Source organism: Microbacterium invictum (assembly GCF_034421375.1).
Lineage (GTDB): Bacteria > Actinomycetota > Actinomycetes > Actinomycetales > Microbacteriaceae > Microbacterium > Microbacterium invictum_A.
This window is the reverse complement of sequence record NZ_CP139779.1, coordinates 3,025,551-3,042,813: the sequence shown is the minus strand read 5'-3', so window position 1 is coordinate 3,042,813 and position 17,263 is coordinate 3,025,551. Positions and strand designations below refer to the sequence as shown.

At 69.7% G+C, this 17,263-nt stretch carries 16 protein-coding genes; 9 read left to right on the top strand and 7 right to left on the bottom strand.

Going from position 1 to position 17,263, the window contains the following annotated elements; all coding sequences use genetic code 11:
* Positions 1–52 precede the first annotated feature (52 nt).
* From T9R20_RS14610 to sufU, 5 genes are all read left to right on the top strand, one after another.
* A complete protein-coding gene (locus T9R20_RS14610; protein WP_322410039.1) occupies positions 53–2,590 on the top strand; it encodes an ATP-binding cassette domain-containing protein in 2,538 nt (845 codons plus the stop codon).
* Positions 2,587–3,684, top strand: coding sequence for a 2-dehydropantoate 2-reductase (locus T9R20_RS14605; protein WP_322410038.1), 1,098 nt, complete (start codon positions 2,587–2,589; stop codon positions 3,682–3,684). Before T9R20_RS14610 ends, T9R20_RS14605 begins: the two co-directional genes overlap by 4 nt.
* A gap of 124 nt (positions 3,685–3,808) precedes the next feature.
* Positions 3,809–4,522: a cupin domain-containing protein gene (locus T9R20_RS14600; protein ID WP_322410037.1), complete on the top strand. Its 714-nt coding sequence runs from the start codon at positions 3,809–3,811 to the stop codon at positions 4,520–4,522.
* A 39-nt stretch (positions 4,523–4,561) separates the two neighbouring features.
* On the top strand, positions 4,562–5,824 hold the full coding sequence (locus T9R20_RS14595) for a SufS family cysteine desulfurase (RefSeq protein ID WP_322410036.1): 1,263 nt from the start codon (positions 4,562–4,564) through the stop codon (positions 5,822–5,824).
* Positions 5,821–6,252 (top strand): Fe-S cluster assembly sulfur transfer protein SufU, encoded by a 432-nt coding sequence (gene sufU, locus T9R20_RS14590; RefSeq protein ID WP_322410035.1) that lies wholly within the window; start codon positions 5,821–5,823, stop codon positions 6,250–6,252. Before T9R20_RS14595 ends, sufU begins: the two co-directional genes overlap by 4 nt.
* Here the strand turns inward: sufU and coaBC are convergent, their stop codons facing one another.
* Positions 6,253–7,491, bottom strand: a complete 1,239-nt coding sequence (coaBC, locus tag T9R20_RS14585) for a bifunctional phosphopantothenoylcysteine decarboxylase/phosphopantothenate--cysteine ligase CoaBC (protein ID WP_322410034.1) — start codon at positions 7,489–7,491, stop codon at positions 6,253–6,255.
* 35 nt (positions 7,492–7,526) lie between these two features.
* Here coaBC and T9R20_RS14580 point away from each other — a divergent pair, with 35 nt between their 5' ends.
* Entirely contained in the window at positions 7,527–8,219 is a 693-nt protein-coding gene (locus tag T9R20_RS14580) for an NRDE family protein (protein ID WP_322410033.1), read from the top strand.
* A 10-nt stretch (positions 8,220–8,229) separates the two neighbouring features.
* Here the strand turns inward: T9R20_RS14580 and T9R20_RS14575 are convergent, their stop codons facing one another.
* Genes T9R20_RS14575 through T9R20_RS14560 form a run of 4 tightly spaced genes read right to left on the bottom strand, consistent with a single transcriptional unit; the run spans position 8,230 to position 11,924 of the window.
* Positions 8,230–8,982 (bottom strand): SDR family oxidoreductase, encoded by a 753-nt coding sequence (locus tag T9R20_RS14575; RefSeq protein WP_322410032.1) that lies wholly within the window; start codon positions 8,980–8,982, stop codon positions 8,230–8,232.
* Entirely contained in the window at positions 8,979–9,926 is a 948-nt protein-coding gene (locus T9R20_RS14570; protein WP_322410031.1) for a hypothetical protein, read from the bottom strand. Before T9R20_RS14570 ends, T9R20_RS14575 begins: the two co-directional genes overlap by 4 nt.
* Complete coding sequence (locus T9R20_RS14565) at positions 9,923–10,699, bottom strand: FadR/GntR family transcriptional regulator (protein ID WP_322410030.1); 777 nt, start codon at positions 10,697–10,699, stop codon at positions 9,923–9,925. Before T9R20_RS14565 ends, T9R20_RS14570 begins: the two co-directional genes overlap by 4 nt.
* Before the next feature lie 10 nt (positions 10,700–10,709).
* Positions 10,710–11,924, bottom strand: coding sequence for an enolase C-terminal domain-like protein (locus T9R20_RS14560; RefSeq protein ID WP_322410029.1), 1,215 nt, complete (start codon positions 11,922–11,924; stop codon positions 10,710–10,712).
* Between the two features lie 386 nt (positions 11,925–12,310).
* On the opposite strand from T9R20_RS14560, the gene T9R20_RS14555 reads away from it, so the two are divergent.
* The 3 genes from T9R20_RS14555 to T9R20_RS14545 are packed head-to-tail and all read left to right on the top strand — an operon-like array spanning position 12,311 to position 15,431.
* Positions 12,311–13,639, top strand: coding sequence for an ABC transporter substrate-binding protein (locus T9R20_RS14555; RefSeq protein ID WP_322410028.1), 1,329 nt, complete (start codon positions 12,311–12,313; stop codon positions 13,637–13,639).
* Entirely contained in the window at positions 13,636–14,589 is a 954-nt protein-coding gene (locus tag T9R20_RS14550) for a sugar ABC transporter permease (protein ID WP_322410027.1), read from the top strand. Before T9R20_RS14555 ends, T9R20_RS14550 begins: the two co-directional genes overlap by 4 nt.
* On the top strand, positions 14,589–15,431 hold the full coding sequence (locus tag T9R20_RS14545; protein ID WP_322410026.1) for a carbohydrate ABC transporter permease: 843 nt from the start codon (positions 14,589–14,591) through the stop codon (positions 15,429–15,431). Before T9R20_RS14550 ends, T9R20_RS14545 begins: the two co-directional genes overlap by 1 nt.
* Here the strand turns inward: T9R20_RS14545 and T9R20_RS14540 are convergent.
* On the bottom strand, positions 15,421–16,149 hold the full coding sequence (locus tag T9R20_RS14540; RefSeq protein WP_322412196.1) for a ThuA domain-containing protein: 729 nt from the start codon (positions 16,147–16,149) through the stop codon (positions 15,421–15,423). The two genes, T9R20_RS14545 and T9R20_RS14540, sit on opposite strands and share 11 nt — an antisense overlap.
* Before the next feature lie 2 nt (positions 16,150–16,151).
* Positions 16,152–17,243 carry a Gfo/Idh/MocA family oxidoreductase gene (locus T9R20_RS14535; protein WP_322410025.1) on the bottom strand — a complete coding sequence of 364 codons (1,092 nt, stop codon included), beginning with the start codon at positions 17,241–17,243 and terminating at the stop codon, positions 16,152–16,154.
* Positions 17,244–17,263: the final 20 nt, after the last annotated feature.

Sequence of the window (17,263 nt, the reverse complement as noted above, 5' to 3'; positions counted from 1 at the left end):
GGCTCCGGGAGCCGCCCTGAGAACGCCGCGAGAACCCAGCGAGGAGCATCCCGTGAACATCCAAGCATCCGAAGCGCAGACCACCGTCGACACGTTGGTCATGTCCGGAATCTCGAAGAGTTTCGGCGGCGTCGCCGCGTTGACCGATGTCTCACTGGACGTGCGTCCGGGGGAGATCCATGCGCTCCTGGGTGAGAACGGCGCCGGCAAATCGACGCTGATGAACATCGCGACCGGGACGATCCGTCCGGACACGGGGTCGATGGTGCTCGCGGGGGAGGAACTGGACAACATCGATCCCCGGGAGGCGTCCCGCCGCGGAATCGCCTTCGTCCATCAGCATCCCGCGGTCCTCGCCGACCTGACCGTTCTGGAGAATCTGCTCGTCGCCCTGCCGCCCGCCGTCTTCGCCGACGCCCCCTCCAAGGAGGACTTCGCGCGCTCGCTGCTGGCGAAGGTGAACCTGCGGGTGCACCTGGCCGACCGCGTGGAGACGCTGTCCGTCGCGCAGAAGCACCTGCTGGAGATCGCGAAGGCCATCGCCGTCAAGCCGGTCCTCCTGGTGCTCGACGAGCCGACCGCTCCCCTCGGGGAGGAGTCGGTGAGGTTGCTCTTCGATCTCGTGCGGGACTTCGTCTCCGGCGGCACATCGGTCGTCTACATCACGCACCGTCTCGCGGAGGTGCGCGAACTCGCCGACCGCGTCACCGTGCTGCGGGACGGGCGGCTCCGAGCCACGGCCGTCGTCCACGAGATCTCCGACCAGGAGCTCCTCTCCCTCATCGTCGGCCGCAAGCTCGACTCGACCTTCCCGCCGAAGTTCCGGGCCGTCCAGGACGAGGCGCCAAATTTCGTCCTCGAGCGCCTGTCGGGACCGGGATTCAAGGACGTGTCGGTGACGGCTCGTCGTGGGGAGATCATCGGCGTCGCAGGGGTCGTGGGCAACGGGCAGAGCGATCTCCTCCGCGCACTCGCTGGTCTGACCTCCTTCGACGGGCAGGTGTCCATCAACGGCGGCGAGGTGTCGGCCAGGCACCTTCTCCGCGAGGCCGCCTACCTGCCGGCCGACCGGCTCACGGAGGGACTCATCACCCGTCTGACGGTCCGTGAGAATGCTGCGGTGTCCGCGCTCACGCGCTTCCGCTCCGGCTTCCTGCTCAACCGGAAGCGCGAGATCGGAATGGTCGCCGACACGCTCGGCTCGCTGTCGGTCAAGGCGGCGTCGCTCGAAGCACCCGTCGCCTCGCTGTCGGGCGGAAATCAGCAGAAGGTCATGGTCGGCCGCGCGCTGCTGTCGGAGCCGGAGCTCGTGCTCGCCGACGAACCCACCCAGGGCGTGGATGTCGGAGCGCGGGCCGAGATCTACCAGATCCTCCGGGATGTCTCCGCTGCGGGGATTCCCGTGGTGGTCGCGTCGTCCGACGCCAAAGAGCTCGAGGGCCTCTGCGACACGGTCATCGTCATGTCCCGCGGACACGTCGTCGACGTGCTGAGAGACGACACCCTCACCGAGGAGCGGATGATCAGCGCGGCCGTCAGCTCGACCACGCAGACGGTGCGTATCGACGACTCCTCGATCCTCGCATCCCGCGGTGCAGCCGGCGACTGGCGTGCCCGCATCCGGCGCTTCATCCAGGGCGACTACGCCCCCGCCGTGCTCCTGGTCGCGGTGATGGTCGTGCTCGGGGCGTTCATCTTCGCCCAGAACGACCGCTACCTGGGCGAGTTCAACATCTCCGCCATGCTGCTACTCGTCTCGGCGCTCGGATTCATCGCCCTCGGCCAGACCATCGCGCTGCTGACCGGCGGGATCGATCTGTCCGTGGGGCCCCTCGTGGGGTTCCTCGTGGTGGTCGGCTCGTTCTTCATCCTCGACGAGTCGCCCGGAGCGTCGATCCTCCTCGGCTTCGCCGCGATGCTCGGCACGTCGATCGTCGTCGGCCTCGTGAACGGTTCGCTGATCCGCTTCGTCCGGTTCACCGCGATCGCGGCCACGCTGACGGTGTACATCGCCCTCCAGGGCATGAGCTTCATCCTCCGTCCGACCGCCGACGGCTACATCAACGCCGAGGTGTCGCGGCTGATCACGACGAAGATCGGGCCGATCCCGCTCGCCTTCATCGTTCTCGTCGCGGTGGTCGTGGGCCTCGAGTTCGCCCTCCGGCGCACGCGCTGGGGATGGCGCCTGCGCGCCGCTGGATCCGACGAGGAATCGGCCAGGCGGGTGGGGGTCAACGTCAACCGGACCATCGTGCTGGCGTACGTCGCGACGTCGATGCTCACCTTCCTCGGCGCCATCATGCTGATGACGCAGATCGGGGTCGGTGACCCGTCGCAGGGAGTCGCGTACACGCTGTCGAGCATCACCGCGGTCGTCCTGGGCGGGACGAGCCTGCTCGGCGGGCGTGGGACCTTCGTCGGCACCCTCTTCGGCTCGATGCTCCTGGTGCAGGTGCTCAATGCCACGGTGTTCCTGCGGCTCGACCAGATGTGGCAGTACGTCCTGCAGGGCGTGCTCATCCTGGCCGCCGCGATCCTGTACGCGTTGAGCCGTTCTCCGCGCCGCCGCCGAGCCGCGGTGCGGAAGTGACCGGCTCCCCGCCCTTCGCGGCCGGGCCTGCGGACCTCGACGGCGTGCGCATCGCGGTCGTGGGGACCGGCGCGAACGGCGCCTCCATCGGAGCCGACCTGATCCGCGCCGGGCTCGACGTGACCTTCATCGAGCAGTGGCCGGCCCACGTCGAGGCGATGCGCGCCGACGGGCTGACCGTCCACCTCCCGACCGCGACGCAGGTGACCCCGGTCGAGGTCTACCACCTCTGCCAGGTGGCAGAGCTCCGGCATCCGTTCGACATCGTCTTCACGTCGGTGAAGACGTACGACACCAGGTGGGTCTGCGAGCTGATGGCGCCCCTCATGGGGGCGAGCTCGGTGATGGTCGGGCTGCAGAACGGCATGACGATCGACGCGGTGGCCGACATCCTCGGACCCGCGCGGTCGGTCGGGGCCGTCCTGGGCATCGCGGCCAACATGCCGGCTCCAGGAGTCGTCGTGCGGCAGATCCCGCCGGCCGGCACCTGGTTCACGGTGGGCGCGATGAGCGGCGAGCGCACCCCGCGCGTCGAGCAGGTGGCCGCGATCCTGCGGCATGCCGGAACGGTCGAGCTCACCGACGACATCCGGGCGTCGAAGTGGATGAAGCTGCTCGCCAACATCCCGGAGATGCTCCCCTCGGCGATCCTCGGCGTGCCGCTGTTGACCGCCGTCGGAGTGCCGGGCATGAGAGCGGTGATGGATGCTGCCGCGCGCGAGGCGTACGCCGTCGCCCGGGCCCTGCAGATCCCGATGCGCCCCATCTTCGGGAAGACCGCTGACGAGGTGCCGGATTCCGACCGATACGCACTGGATCTGCTCGACGCCGTGCTGGAGAGCTACTCGCTCCCCGACACCCGCGTGGCGGTGCTGCAGGACTGGGACAAGGGCCGCCGCGCCGAGCTCGACGCCTTCAGCGGGTACATCGTGCGGCAGTCGGAGGCGGTCGGTGTACCGGCACCGGTGAACACCGCGATCCTGCGGCTCGCGGAGCGGATCGAGGCGGGGGAGCTGCTGCCGTCCCCGGCCAACTCGGGGCTGCTCGCGGCAGCCCTCCCGGACGCTCACCCGGGCCGGCTGGCAGGCGTGTAGTGGCGATGAACGAGGACGGGGGCGGTGGCGGTCCGGCTCGGCGAGTCCGCGCCGACTACGATGTGCGTACGGAGTTCGTTCAGTGCCGGTGAAAGGCTCCGCAGACACCGCCGGAGGTGAGGACATGCAGCTGGACGTCGGCTCCGAACTCCGCCGAGCGCGGGAGTCCCGCAAGCTGAGCCTGCGAGACGTCGCCTCGGCAGTGGGGGTGTCGGCAAGCCTGCTGTCGCAGGTCGAGACGGGGAAGACGCAGCCCTCCGTCAGCACCCTGTACGGGCTGGTCACCTACCTCGGGGTGTCGCTGGACGGCCTCATGGGTACCGCCCATCGCGAACCCGCGTCGCCGGCGGTCGCGGCCCCGGCCCGCGACGGGGGGACGATCGCGCCGGAGGGCGGCGTCGTTCAGCGCCGCCGCGACAACCCGGTCATCGAGATGGAGAACGGTGTCACCTGGGAGCGTCTGGCCGTCGGCGAGAGCGCTGTCGCTGATCCGCTCGTCGTGACGTACGCGCCGCGGGCCTCCAGCTCGATGGAGGGCAAGATGATGCGGCACGCCGGCCTCGAGTACGGCGTTCTTCAAGAGGGACGACTCACCCTCAAGATCGACTTCGACACCTACGAACTCGAGCCCGGCGACTCATTCTGCTTCGATTCGGGGCGCCCGCACCTCTACGTCAACGAGACGGATCAACCCGCCCGCGGAATCTGGTTCGTCATCGGCCGTCGCGACATGGCGTACCAGTCGCTCGCCGACCTCGGCCACGACCAGCCGCTCGAGCGCCGGACGATCGCTTCCGCGGTCGACGTGCTCGCGGCGATGAAGGCGATGCGTTCCTGACGTCCTGCTCCCGCGCGATCCGCGAGAGACTGGAGGGTGATGAACACCGTCACCTCCCGCGTCCGCGAAGACTTCCCCTTCCGTGACGCGCATCCCGACCGGGCCTACCTCGACTCCGCGGCGACCTCGCAACGCCCGCGGCAGGTGATCGACGCCGAGGCGGCCTTTGTCGCTACCGACTATGCGGCGGTGCATCGCGGGTCGAGCATGGCGACCGGAGCGGCGACCCTGGCTTTCGAAAACGCCCGCGCCCGCGTGGCTGCCTTCGTAGGTGCGGCGCACGACGAGATCGTCTGGACCGAGAACGCCACGGACGCCATCAACATGGTCGCCCTCGGGATGTCGGATGCCGCGCTCGGGCTCGGCGGCGCCGACGCGCGCGCCCGCTTCGGGTTGGGCCCCGGCGACGAGATCGTCGTCACCGAAGCCGAGCACCACGCCAATCTCCTCCCCTGGCAGCGCCTGGCGGCGCGTACCGGTGCGACCCTCCGGTGGGTCGCGGTCGACGACGCGGGCCTCTGGAGCATCGACGACCTCGCCGCGGTGATCACCGCCCGCACGCGGGTGGTCGCCTTCGCGCACGTCTCGAACGTCACGGGCTACGTCGCCCCCGTCGGTGATGTCGTCGCGCTGGCGCGGGGCGTCGGGGCGCTCACCCTGCTCGATGCATGCCAGTCGGTGCCGCATCATCCGGTCGACCTCACCGCGCTCGGCGTCGATTTCGCCGCGTTCTCGGCGCACAAGATGCTCGGGCCGACCGGCATCGGCGCGCTCTGGGGCCGGAAGGAGCTGCTCGACCTGCTGCCCCCTGCCCGCACCGGGGGATCGACGATCACCACGGTGACGATGGAGTCGGCCGAGTTCCTCCCCGCGCCGAACCGGTTCGAGGCGGGTACCCAGCCAGTGAGTCAGGCGGTCGGGTTCGCCGCGGCATCCGATTATCTCCGGGAGATCGGGATGCCGGCGGTGGCGGCGCACGAGCACGAGATGACCGGTCTGCTGGTCGACGCAGTCGCGGCGACCCCTGGCGTCCGCCTGGTCGGCGTGCCCGCCGGGTCGGAGCGCGGACCGCTCGTGAGTTTCATCGTCGACGGTGTGCACGCGCACGACGTGGGGCAGTTCCTCGATGACCGGGGTATCACCGTGCGCACCGGGCACCACTGCGCGCAGCCCCTGCACCGCCGGCTCGGGGTGGCGGCGACCACCCGCGCCAGCGCCTACGTCTACACCGATGCCGCCGATGTGGCGCGGTTCTCCGCCGCGCTCGCCGAGGTGCGCCCCTTCTTCGGAGCCGACCGATGAGTGATCTCGAGAGCCTGTACCGCGAGGTCATCCTCGACCATTCGCGCCACCCGGAGGGGCGCGGCGATGTCTCGGGGTTCGCCCTGACCCACCACGAGCTGAACCCCTCGTGCGGGGACGAGATCACCCTCGGCCTCGTTGTCGAGGACGGCGTCGTGCGCGAACTGGCGTGGGAGGGGCAGGGCTGCAGCATCTCCATGGCGTCGGCGTCGGTGATGTCGGGACTGCTGACGGGGGCCGAGGTCGACGCCGCGCGGAACCTCATCGGGGACTTCCGCACCATGCTCCGCTCGCCCGGCGTCGAGCCGCCCGAACGCCTCGAGGACGCCGCCGCGTTCCAGGGGGTCGCCCGCTACGTCATGCGCGTGAAGTGCGCGATGCTCGGCTGGGTCGCCGCCGAGGCGTGCCTCATGCGGGCCACCGCCTGATCACCTGCCGTCGCGGAGGGCGCTCACCGCGTCCCAGAGCGCCTCGGCCGCCTCGCGCTTGGTCCCCGCGACGCTCGCGAGCACGGAATCGTCCGCTCCGATCAGGGTGAGTGCGTTGTCGACCGTCTCGAAGCCCTTGGTCCAGCCGACTTCGTTCACAGCGAGGATGTCGACGCCCTTCCGCGCGCGCTTTCGTCGCGCCCTCTCCAGCCGTGCGTCGTGGTCGGGCTCGGTCTCCGCGGCGAAGCCGACGATGGTCTGACCGTCACGGCGAGCGGCTGTCGTGGCCGCGAGGATGTCGGAGGTCTCCTCGAGCGTGAGCTGCAGTGTGCCGCCACCGCCCTCCTTCGAGAGCTTGATCTGAGAGGGGTCGGCGACCCGGTAGTCGGCGACGGCCGCCGCCATCACGACCACGTCGGCTGTCGGCGCCAAGCGCGCCACGGCGTCGGCGAGCTGAGCGGCGGTCCCGGCATGCTCGACGGTGATCGACGGGTGGGCGTCGGCCTCGTCGAGCACCCCCGAATCGACGTGGGCGACGACGAGCGCCACGTCCGCGCCGCGCTCGGCTGCGGCCACCGCGACCGCCACGCCCTGGCGCCCGCTCGATCGGTTGCCGATGTAGCGCACCGGGTCGATCGCCTCCCGGGTGCCGCCGGCGGTGACGAGAACCCGAAGCCCCGAGAGCCGACCCGCTGGTTGCCTGAGGACGTCGTCGCCGACGAGCAGCCCGGCGACGAATGCATGGATGGCGTCGGGCTCCGACATCCGTCCCGGCCCCACGTCGCCCCCGGTGAGGGCCCCGCTTTCCGGGCCGACGATGTGCACGCCGCGTTGCTGCAGCACGGCGATGTTGCGGGTCGTGGCGGGGTGTCGCCACATCTCGGTGTGCATGGCCGGCGCGACGACGACCGGCGCGCTGGTGGCCAGTAGGCTCGTTCCCAGCAGGTCGTCGGCCAGGCCAGCGGCGAACTTCGCGAGGAAGTTCGCCGTGGCGGGGGCCACGACGACGAGATCGGCCTTCTGGCCGAGCGCGACGTGCCGCACCTGAGCGACGTCGTCGTGCACGGAGGTGGTGACGGGGTGACGGCTGATGGCTTCCCACGTGGGGCGACCGACGAAGCGGAGGGCGTCTTCGGTCGGGATGACGTGTACCTCGTGACCGTCGAGCACGAGCGCACGAACCAGATGGACCGTCTTGTATGCGGCGATGCCGCCCGTGACCCCCACGACGACGAACATGGCTCGAGTCTGGCACGCCCGGACGGAGGCGCCGCATGTGCACCGTGATCGTCTCGGTCCCCGAGGTCGGCGCCCTTCATCCGGTGCGCCTTCTCGCCGTGCGCGATGAGGATCCCGATCGGCCGTGGAACCGCTTGGGGGCGTGGTGGGACGGCGACTTCCCGGGGGTGGTCGGCATTCGGGACGCCCGTGCGGGTGGCGCCTGGATGGCGGCGGATGCGAGCGCTCGTCGCGTCGCGGTGCTGCTCAACCGGCACGATCTCTCCGACCGGCCAGACAGCGCGATGAGCACTCGCGGCTCGATCGCCCTGAACTCCGTCGCGGGCCGCCCGCCCGAGGGTGCTCCCGCGACGCGGGGCTTCAATCTCGTCGAGATCGAGGGACGCCGTGCTCGCGTCGTGTCGTGGGACGGCCTGGCCCTCACCGAGACCGAGCTGGGGCCGGGCACGCACATGGTGGCGCATGACGAGGTCGACGACGAGCGTTCGCCGCGGATCTCGCGGTGGTTGGACGATTTCCGCGCCGCCTCGCCGGACGACTGGATGACGGTCCTCGACCGTTCCGCCGCCGTCGGCGCGGCCGATCCGGCGGCGATCATCCGAAAGGACAGTTTCGAGGGCGTCCGCTCGTACTCGCTGGTGCTGGTGTCGGCGTCGGTCGACGATGACCATGTCGAGGTGCGTGACGCTCCCCTCGCGCGTCCGGGCAGCTGGCCGCCGATCACGTGAGCGGAGCGTGTCAGAACGTCGCCGTCAGGCCGCCGTCGATCGTCAGGACCTGACCGGTGATGTAGGTGTTCCCGCGTCCGGTGAGGAAGACCACGGACTCGGCGATCTCGGCGGGCGAGGCCGGTCGCCCGAGGGGGAGGCGGCCACCCTCGACGTAGGTGGCGAGGAACGCGTCGGTCTCGGTCTCGTCGCGTCCGTCGGGCAGCATGCTCATGCGGGTGCGGACGAACCCCGGCGCCACCGCGTTGACCAGCACTCCGTGCCCGGCGAGGTCGAGCGCGGCCGAGCGCGTGGCGGCCTCCAGACCCGCCTTCGCCACGTCGTAGGCGATGCTCTCGCGGCTGCCGACGCGGGCGTGCACACTCGTGATGTTGACGATGCGGCCGAAACCGGCGGGTGCCATGACCGCGGCGGCCAGGCGCATGAGGTCGAGGGGCGCCTCGAGATCCACCGCCCAGACGGGGGCCCAGTCGGCGGGTGTCGAGGTGAGCACGCCTCCCTCACGGAAGACCCCCGCGGCGTTGACCAGCACATCCACCCCGCCGAGGGCGGCCAGCCCTCGCTCGAAGCCCGACGCACGCGAGGCGGGATCGGCGAGGTCGGCGGCGACGATCCTCGTCGGGCCGGATCCGGGTTCGATGTCGATGCCGACGACGGTGTCGCCGCCGCTGGCCAGCCGTTCCGCGATCGCGGCACCGATCCCGTGGCGCGCTCCCGTCACGATGCAGCGGAGCGGTGGTCTCGCCGCGGGTGCTGCGGTCATGCTCGTCCTCCTTCGTCGGCGGGCGTGGCGGCCCCCATGTCGGTGATCCCGATCTCCAGACGCGTGGTCCACGTCATGCTCTGCCCGGGCGCGAGATCGATCGCGCCGTCCGGATAGGCGGTGCCCGCGCCGTGCGGCGTCGAGGTCGGTTCGACGCCGAGGGCGTGCACCGCTCCGTTCCAGGGCGCGTCCGTGCTCGCGCCGATCTCCTCCCAGAGCAGGGCGTGCGCGAGGCCCTCCCATGACACGGTCGCCCGAAGCCTCGGGCCGGTCACCGTGACGATGCCGGGGGACGGATGCCGCAGGGCGGCCACCCGCGCCGGTGTGCGCCGGTCCACGCGCGCCCAGTTTCCGCCCGGCCACGCTTCCTCGCCCGGCCACGCGGTCCGCCGTCCCGTCGGGGTGCCCGCGTAGTCGAGTTCGACGAGCAATCCCGAGGCGTCGATCCGCAGCATCCCGTCGGCGTCCACGACCGGGGCGAGGACCTCGCCGCCCAGGATCAGATGCTCGGCGATCCCGATCGGGCGGGAGGCCTCGCCGCCGTTGCGGGCGGTGGTGACGGCGGCCAGCGTGTTCTCGGACACGACCCACCGGCGCCGGATCGACAGACCTGCTTCGTCGGCCCAGTGCAGGTCGACGTGCGCGTCACCGGTGTCGCCGACACTCCACCGGTCCTGCGACGCGACGCCGTGGAAGCCCTGTGCCGGCCGCGCATCGGGGTCGGGGGCGCCGGCGTTCGGGAAGCACAGCTGCCATCCGCCCGTCCAGCGACCGACCCACGTCGCCTCATCGGAGGCCGGTTCACGACCGGCGAGCACCTCGGCCGCCCAGGGGGTCCGCGCCAGCACCGACGTGCCGTCCACCGTCAGTTCGGCGGCCGCACCGCCGTGATCGGGCAGCACGAGGGCGCGGGTGCCGCCCACGGCGAGGGTGAGGCGATTCACGTGACGGTGTCGCCGTGCGATCCGTCGCCGCGCGATCCGCTGAGGGCCTGGATCAGAGCGGTCTTCCCGTCGAGCACGACGTCGAGCATCGCCTCGGCCGCCTGTTCGCCGCGTCCCCGGTGGATCGCGTGCAACACCGCCGCATGCTGCTCCACGTCGCCGGCGAACACCTCCTCGCCCGACGCCGTCTGCTGCTGGACGCTGAAGCTGAGGTACATGAAGTCGGCGATGACCGCTCCGAACTGCCTCAGCAGGACGTTGTGCGAGGCGCCGTAGACGGCGACGTGGAAATCGACGTCGGCGTGCGCGTAGCTCTCGCGATCGGTGGTGGCGGCGCGCATCGCGCTCAAGGCCGTCTCGAGCTTGCGCAGATCCTCCATGCTCGCGCGCCCCGCCGCGAGCCGCGCGGCCTGGGGTTCCATGATCTGGCGCACCTCGACGAGGTCGCGGAGGATGCTCTCGCCGCGCCCCTCGTCGCTGTGCCAGCGCAGGATGTCGGCGTCGAAGACGTTCCACTGCTCGGTCCGCCGCACGCGCGTGCCGATCTTCTGCCGGATGTCGACCAGCCCCTTGGCCGCGAGCACCCGCATCGCCTCGCGGACCGAGGTCCTGCTGACGCCGTACGCCTCGGTGAGCTCCGCCTCTTTGGGAACGAGCTCGCCGGGGGCGTAGTCGCCTCGGATGATGGCGCGACCGATCCCCTCGATCACGCGGCCCTGCAGCCCGCGCATCGTGTACCCCGAGCCGTGCTCGGGGTCGCGGGTCTCGGCCACCGTCATCTCCTCACGCCTTCGTCGTTGCCTTCACTTTAGGTGTGGTGCCTTCGGCCGTGGGGCTTCGGAAGGCGCGTTCGCCGTCGATGAGGATCTCGACGTCTCGCAGGTAGGGGGTCAGCGCCGCCAGGTCCACGTCAACGCCGAGACCCGGCGCGTCGGGGGCGCGGATCTCGCCGTTGTGATCGGGATGCAGCCGCGTCGTCGAGATCGCCAGCGCGACCGCCTTCGGCTCGACCGGGAACTCGGCGATCCGATGGTCGGCCAGTCCTGCGAAGGGCTGGAGCGAGGCGGAGAGGGCGAGGTGGGAGGTGAAGGTGTGGTTGACGAAGGTGACCCCCTTCGCCACCGCGTGCTGAGCGACATCCCACGCCGGGCCGATCCCGCCGATGCGGGCCGCATCGATCTGGACGAAGCGGACCCGGCCGTAATCGATGAGGTTCGTGGCCATGTGGACGGTGTGCGCACCTTCGCCCCCCGCGATCCCGACGCTGCCGGCCGCCGCGGCGAGCTCGGCGTACGCCGCGAAGGCGTGGGGAACGAATGGCTCCTCGAGCCATGTGGCCCGTGCCTCCTGCAGGGCGGCGAGACGCCGGGATGCCCGCGCGGCATCGTCGCCCCAGATCTGGCCGGCGTCGACGAGCAGGATGCCGTCGTCCCCGAGCCCCTCCCGCGCCGCCACGAGGTGATCGGCATCGATTCGGGGGTCGCCGGTGCCGAAGGAGCCCCAGCCGAACTTGACCGCGCGGTACCCGGCGGCCACCTGATCCCTCGCACGTTCCCTCGTCGCCTGAGGATCGGCACCGAAAAGGAGGGAGGCATAGGGGAGTTTCCCCTCCGTCGTGGCGTAACCGAGCATCCGCCACACCGGTTCGTCCCGCGCACGTCCGAGCAGATCCCACAGCGCGATCTCGATGCCCGACCAGGTGTGTGCGGCCTGGAGGAGATCCATGCTGTTGCGCTCGACCAGTGCGGCGATGCGCCGGATGTCGGCGGGGCCGTCGAGGCGCTCGCCGATCACGCTGGCAGCGACAGGCTGGCAGACACCGTGCGAGCGAGGGGTGACGAAGGCGGCGATGGAGGTCAGCGGGGAGGCCTCGCACTCACCCCAGCCCTCGTGGTCGCCGGCACGCACGCGGACTAGGAGCGCATCCTGGCTGCCATCGGCCTCGAGGGTGACCTCGGGCATGGCGGCGTAGAAGAAGTCCACGGCGTCGATGTTCATCGCGTGTCCGCGTTCGCGAGGGTGATGTTCATGAGGGTGATGCCGCCTTCGCATCTCGGGGACGAGTGACCGGAGGCCTCGCGCGCACACAGCCTCACTGCGGTCTGCCGCCTCAGAGTTACATCATATGTAAAGCCGGTACCAACGCAAGCAATCAGATAACTTCCCCGCAACAATTCGTGGATTTCACCGTTCACGTATGATGTAATCCTGTCACGCGGCGCCAACGGCCCGCGGACGATCGATGTGGATGGGACGATGATGTCGCAACGCCCGAGCAGTGGGGCCCGTGCCGCCGCTGCATGTTCGCCGTCGCCCTCTTCCGCGCGCTCCTCCCGTGAGCGGCGTCTGCCGCTCACGCGTTGCATCCAAGGAAGGACACAGCAATGAACACACGCGCGCTCGGCGGGCTCGTTCTCGCCTCAGGGCTCGTCGTCTCGCTGGCGGCGTGCGCCCCCGCGGGGGGCGGTGAGTCCGGTGACCAGGAGCTGGTCATCTGGGACACCGGAATCCTCGGCCGCACCCTCGAGAGCGGTGAGGCCGACATGGAGAACTCGTTCATCGATCAGATGGCCGCCGAGTTCGAAGAGCAGAACCCGGGGCTGACCGTCACCGTGGTGCAGCAGGGCGGCGACATCTCCTCGAACGGGGCGCAGTTCCAGGCCGCCTCGATCGCGGGCGACGGACCGGACATCCGGATCCAGTACGCCGGCGGCCCGACCATCTCGTTCGCGGAGTTCTTCGAAGACCTCGAGCCGTATCTGACTCCCGAGATCATCGACTCCATGGCGGGGTTCAACGTCAACCGCGAGGACTTCGACCCCGAGGGGGCCATCCTCGGCATGCCGTACGGCGCCGGGAACCTCTTCACGGTGTTCGCGAACAACGAGATGCTCGAAGAGGCCGGGCTCGACCCCGCCGATCCGCCCACGTCGTGGGAGGAGCTCATGGCCAACGGCGAGCAGATCGTCGAGAACACCGACTACAACGCGTTCTGGATGGCCAACCTCGAAGGCTACGTCGGCGCGTGGATCATCAGCGCCCTCGTGGGCGGCGAACTGGGCGAGTCGGCCTTCACCCAGATGTACGCCGGTGAGATCCCCGTCGACGACCCGGCGATGGTCAAGGCCTACGAGGCGTTCGCCGAGCTCGGCGCGTCGGGGCTCGCCAACCCCGACGCCGGCCAGGTGTCCAACGGCGAGTCCACGGCGGGCTTCGTCGGGGGCGACGGTGCGTACTACATCGTCGGAAGCTGGGAGAACAACGGCATGTACGAGGCCTTCGGCGACGACGTGAGCGTGTTCTTCATCCCCATGTTCGAGGATGCGGAGTACCCGAACATGGCCGCGGGCGGGCCAGAGATCTCGATCTCGATCACGAACTACTCCGACCAGAAGGAGCTCGCGGGCGAGTTCCTGCAGTTCCTCGCCGAACCCGAGAACCAGGACCGGTTCGTGGAGCTGTACCAGACCCAGGCGTCCAACCACAGTGACGCCGACCCGTCGCTCATCGAGAACCCGTTGCTGCAGCAGGAGTTCGCGCAGCTCCAGGAGGCCACCGACGGCGTCGTCTTCGCCTTCGACTCGGTGATGCCGCAGGCGACGATCGACCTGTTCTACCGCGTGAACGCCGGTGTCTTCCTCGGCACCATCACCCCGGAGGACGCGGTGCGCCAGCTGGCGGATTCGTACGCCACGGAGATCGCCAACCAGTGACCTCCGCCTTCGAAGGCTCGCTGATGGGCGCCTCGGACGAGGCGCCCATCATCGAGGCCACCGCCCAGAAGCACCGCAAGCCCGGGGGTCTGCGCCGCCGCGACCGCCTCGTGGGGCTCGCGTCGGTGCTCCCCGCCTTCCTCGTCGTGGTCGGGTTCATGGCCTTCCCCGTCGCGTTCGCGGTCTTCATCTCGTTCACCCGGACCAACGGGCTCACCTTCGAGTGGAACTGGTTCGCCAACTACACGGCGCTCCTCACCGACCCCGTCGTCCACCAGGTGTTCCTGAACAACCTGAAGTTCCTCATCTCGGTGCCGCTGGTCATCTTCGTCGCGCTGATCGTCTCGGTGCTGCTGTTCGAACGCGTGCGGGGGTGGCGGTTCTTCCGGCTGATCTTCTTCCTGCCGAACGTGCTGTCGGTGGCGGTCATCGGCATCATGTTCCGCAACGCCTTCGGGTACTACGGCGGCGTCAACCAGGCGCTGGCACTGTTCGGCGTCGAGCCGGTGCAGTTCTTCACCGACGGCACCCTGGCGATCTCCGTGATCATCCTGGCCCTCGTGTGGTCGGGCTTCGGCTACCAGTCGCTCCTGCTGCTGGCGGGGCTCACATCGATCAATCCGGCGGTGTTCGAGGCGGCCGCCATCGACGGCGCGGGGTGGTGGAAGCGGCTGTGGTACATCACCCTTCCCAACATCCGCCGGGTCCTCGGCTTCGTCTTCATCATCAACGTGCTCTACACCTTCACGTCGTTGTTCGGCTTCGTCTTCGTCATGACCGCGGGGGGGCCGGGCTTCGAGACCACCACGATCGACTACCTCGTCTACCTCCGCGCCTTCTCCAGCAGCAATCTCGGCTCGGGTGCGGCGCTCGCGGTGGTGCTGTTCCTGTTCATCGGCATCCTCACGCTGATCCAGAACCGCGTGTTCCGACTGCAGGAGGAGGACTGATGACGGATGTGGTGAGCTCGCGCCTCAGCAGCAGGCGCACCAGGTGGCCGATCTTCATCGCCCTGTGCCTGGTGGCGGTGTCGATCCTCTACCCGCTGTGGTTCGTGGTGATCACCTCGCTCCGGCCGAACGCCGACTACCTGCGTGATCCGTTCGGCCTCCCCGGCGAGTGGACACTGTCGAACTACCTCACCCTGGCCAATTCCTACGGCCTCGGCCAGGCGTTCCTCAACAGCATGTTCGTCACGACGGTGTCGGTGGTGATCGTGCTCATCCTTGCCACGATCGCCGGGCATGCCCTGGCGAAGCTGCCGGTGCCGGGAGCGAAGTACATCACCGCGACCTTCGTGTCGGTGATGCTCATCCCCGGCCCGGTGCTGATCATCCCGATCTACCTGCTGCTCGCCCGTCTGGGTCTCGGCGGCTACGCGGGGCTGATCCTCGTCTACGTCGCCACGGGGCTGCCGTTCGCGACGTTCTTCCTGACGCTGACCTTCCGCGGCATCCCCGACGAGGTCATGGAGGCGGCGCGCATCGACGGCGCAGGGCTCTTCCGGACCCTGTGGTCGATCGTGCTGCCGATGGGCTCCAGCGGCATCGCCACCCTCGCGGTGCTGCAGTTCCTGGGGGTCTGGAACGAGCTGATCTTCGCGATCATCCTCATCCGGGACCAGTCGATGTGGCTGCTCACCCCGACTCTGGCGACGATCGGCGAGAGATTCGTCACCGATCAGCCGCTGGTGTCTGCGGGGCTGTTCGTCACGGCGTCCGTGCCCCTGCTCCTGCTGGCCTTCGCCTCGCGCTACATCATGCAGGGCCTGCAGGTGGGTGTCAGCCGCTGAACCAGCCCAGCGGGCGGTGGGTGGCGTCCAGGGGCAGGCCTCGCCCGGCCGGCGCCGCCCACCGCACGCCGTTGGCCAGCACCCGCTGGATGTCGGGGTGATGGTAGACCGGGTACTCCTGGTCGCCGGGGGAGAAGTAGAAGACCCGGCCCGCGCCGCGGGTCCAGGTCGCTCCCGAGCGGAACACCTCGCCGCCGGAGAAGGTGGAGAGGAAGATCAGCTCCTCGGGGACGGGGATGTCGAAGAACTCGCCGTACATCTCCTGCTCGTCGATGACGAGGGGGTCGGGGATTCCGTCGGCGATCGGATGCCGCGGAGCGACCGTCCACACGACCTCGCGCTCGCCGTCGTTGCGCCACCGCAGAGAGCAGGTCGTCCCCATCAGACGCCGGAAGATCTTCGAGTAGTGACCCGAGTGCAGGACGAGGAGTCCCATTCCCCCGAGCACCGCCTGATGGACCCGATCGACCACGGCGTCGTCCACGCCCGGGTGATCCTCGTGGCCCCACCAGAGCATCACGTCGGTGGCTTCGACCACCTCGGCGGGGAGGCCGTGCTCGGGCTGCTCCATCGTCGCGGTGGTGACCTCGACGTCGGTGCCGAGATGGGTGCGAAGACCCGCGGCGATCGCGCCGTGGATGCCCTCGGGGTACAGCTCGGCCGGCCGGGTGCCTTCTCGGCGCTCGTGCCGGTTCTCGTTCCACACCGTCACGCGGATCGTCACAGCGTCACCTCTTTCCCTTCGGCGGCGGATCGGTAGCAGGCATCGATGATCTCGGTGCGGTGGAGGGCGAACTCGCCGTGGTGCCCGGTCCAGTCGCCGGAGCGGACCACGTCGATGAACTCCGTGATGACCAGGCCGTGCTCGCCCCCGGGGACGGTCACCGCGGGGCGCATCGTGACCGGGGCGCCGGCGTCCTGCCGGTAGACCCAGAGCGTGTCCTGGGGCTTGTAACGCGGGACGAAGAGGCGAAGACCGCCGTCGACGCCGAGGAGCTCGATCGAGATGTCCTCGTCGTCGGCCGTGTGGCCGGCCCAGCTGATCTCCAGCGCGACGCTGGCGCCGTTCTCCAGCCGCAGCAGCGCCGACACGAGGTCCTCGACCTCGAAGCGGCCCGATCCGGCCATCTGCTCGCGGTTGTCCATCGCCCCGTAACCGGCGCGTCCCAGCTCGCCGTGCGCGACCGCGCTCACGGCGACCACCCGGGGCTCGCCCATGAGATACAGCAGGGAGTCGATGACGTGCGGGCCGAGGTCGATCAGGGCGCCGCCCCCAGCCAGATCCCGCGAGGTGAACCACGATGTCAGGCCGGGGATGCCCGAACGCCGCTTCCAGGATGCCCGGGCGTGGTAGATGCGCCCCACACCCGTCTCCTCCAGGTAGCGATGGGCCCACTGCACGTCGGCCCGGCGGCGGTGGTTGAACGCCACCTCGAGCACCCGGTCGTTCTCCGTCGCGGCAGCGACCATCGCCCGCGCGGCCTCGGATGTGATCGCCAGCGGCTTCTCGCAGAACACGTGCTTGCCCGAGCGCAGCGCGGCGATCGAGATCACGTCGTGCAGCGCGTTGGGGGTTGCGACGCTGACGATGTCGATGTCGTCCCGGGCGACGATCGCCTCCCAGTCGGGATAGACGTCGGCGACGTCCCAGGCGGCGGCGAGGGCTGCCAGGCGGTCGGCCTCCTTGCCGGCGACGGCGACGACCTCCACGCCGGGGATCGCGCGATAGGCCTCGCCGGCGGTGGTCCCGGCGTATCCGGTGCCGACGATCCCGACGCGAAGAGGTGCGGGGGACAGGGGAGAAGAGGTCACAGGTGCTCCGTCCGTGAGTT

What these genes read in the sequence shown, in the direction of transcription:
- T9R20_RS14595 (WP_322410036.1), top strand. Translation starts at nt 4,562, where the DNA reads ATGAACACCGTCACCTCCCGCGTCCGCGAAGACTTCCCCTTCCGTGAC.
- T9R20_RS14580 (WP_322410033.1), top strand. Translation starts at nt 7,527, where the DNA reads ATGTGCACCGTGATCGTCTCGGTCCCCGAGGTCGGCGCCCTTCATCCG.
- coaBC (WP_322410034.1), bottom strand. Translation starts at nt 7,491, where the DNA reads ATGTTCGTCGTCGTGGGGGTCACGGGCGGCATCGCCGCATACAAGACG.
- T9R20_RS14600 (WP_322410037.1), top strand. Translation starts at nt 3,809, where the DNA reads ATGCAGCTGGACGTCGGCTCCGAACTCCGCCGAGCGCGGGAGTCCCGC.
- T9R20_RS14560 (WP_322410029.1), bottom strand. Translation starts at nt 11,924, where the DNA reads ATGAACATCGACGCCGTGGACTTCTTCTACGCCGCCATGCCCGAGGTC.
- T9R20_RS14575 (WP_322410032.1), bottom strand. Translation starts at nt 8,982, where the DNA reads ATGACCGCAGCACCCGCGGCGAGACCACCGCTCCGCTGCATCGTGACG.
- sufU (WP_322410035.1), top strand. Translation starts at nt 5,821, where the DNA reads ATGAGTGATCTCGAGAGCCTGTACCGCGAGGTCATCCTCGACCATTCG.
- T9R20_RS14555 (WP_322410028.1), top strand. Translation starts at nt 12,311, where the DNA reads ATGAACACACGCGCGCTCGGCGGGCTCGTTCTCGCCTCAGGGCTCGTC.
- T9R20_RS14545 (WP_322410026.1), top strand. Translation starts at nt 14,589, where the DNA reads ATGACGGATGTGGTGAGCTCGCGCCTCAGCAGCAGGCGCACCAGGTGG.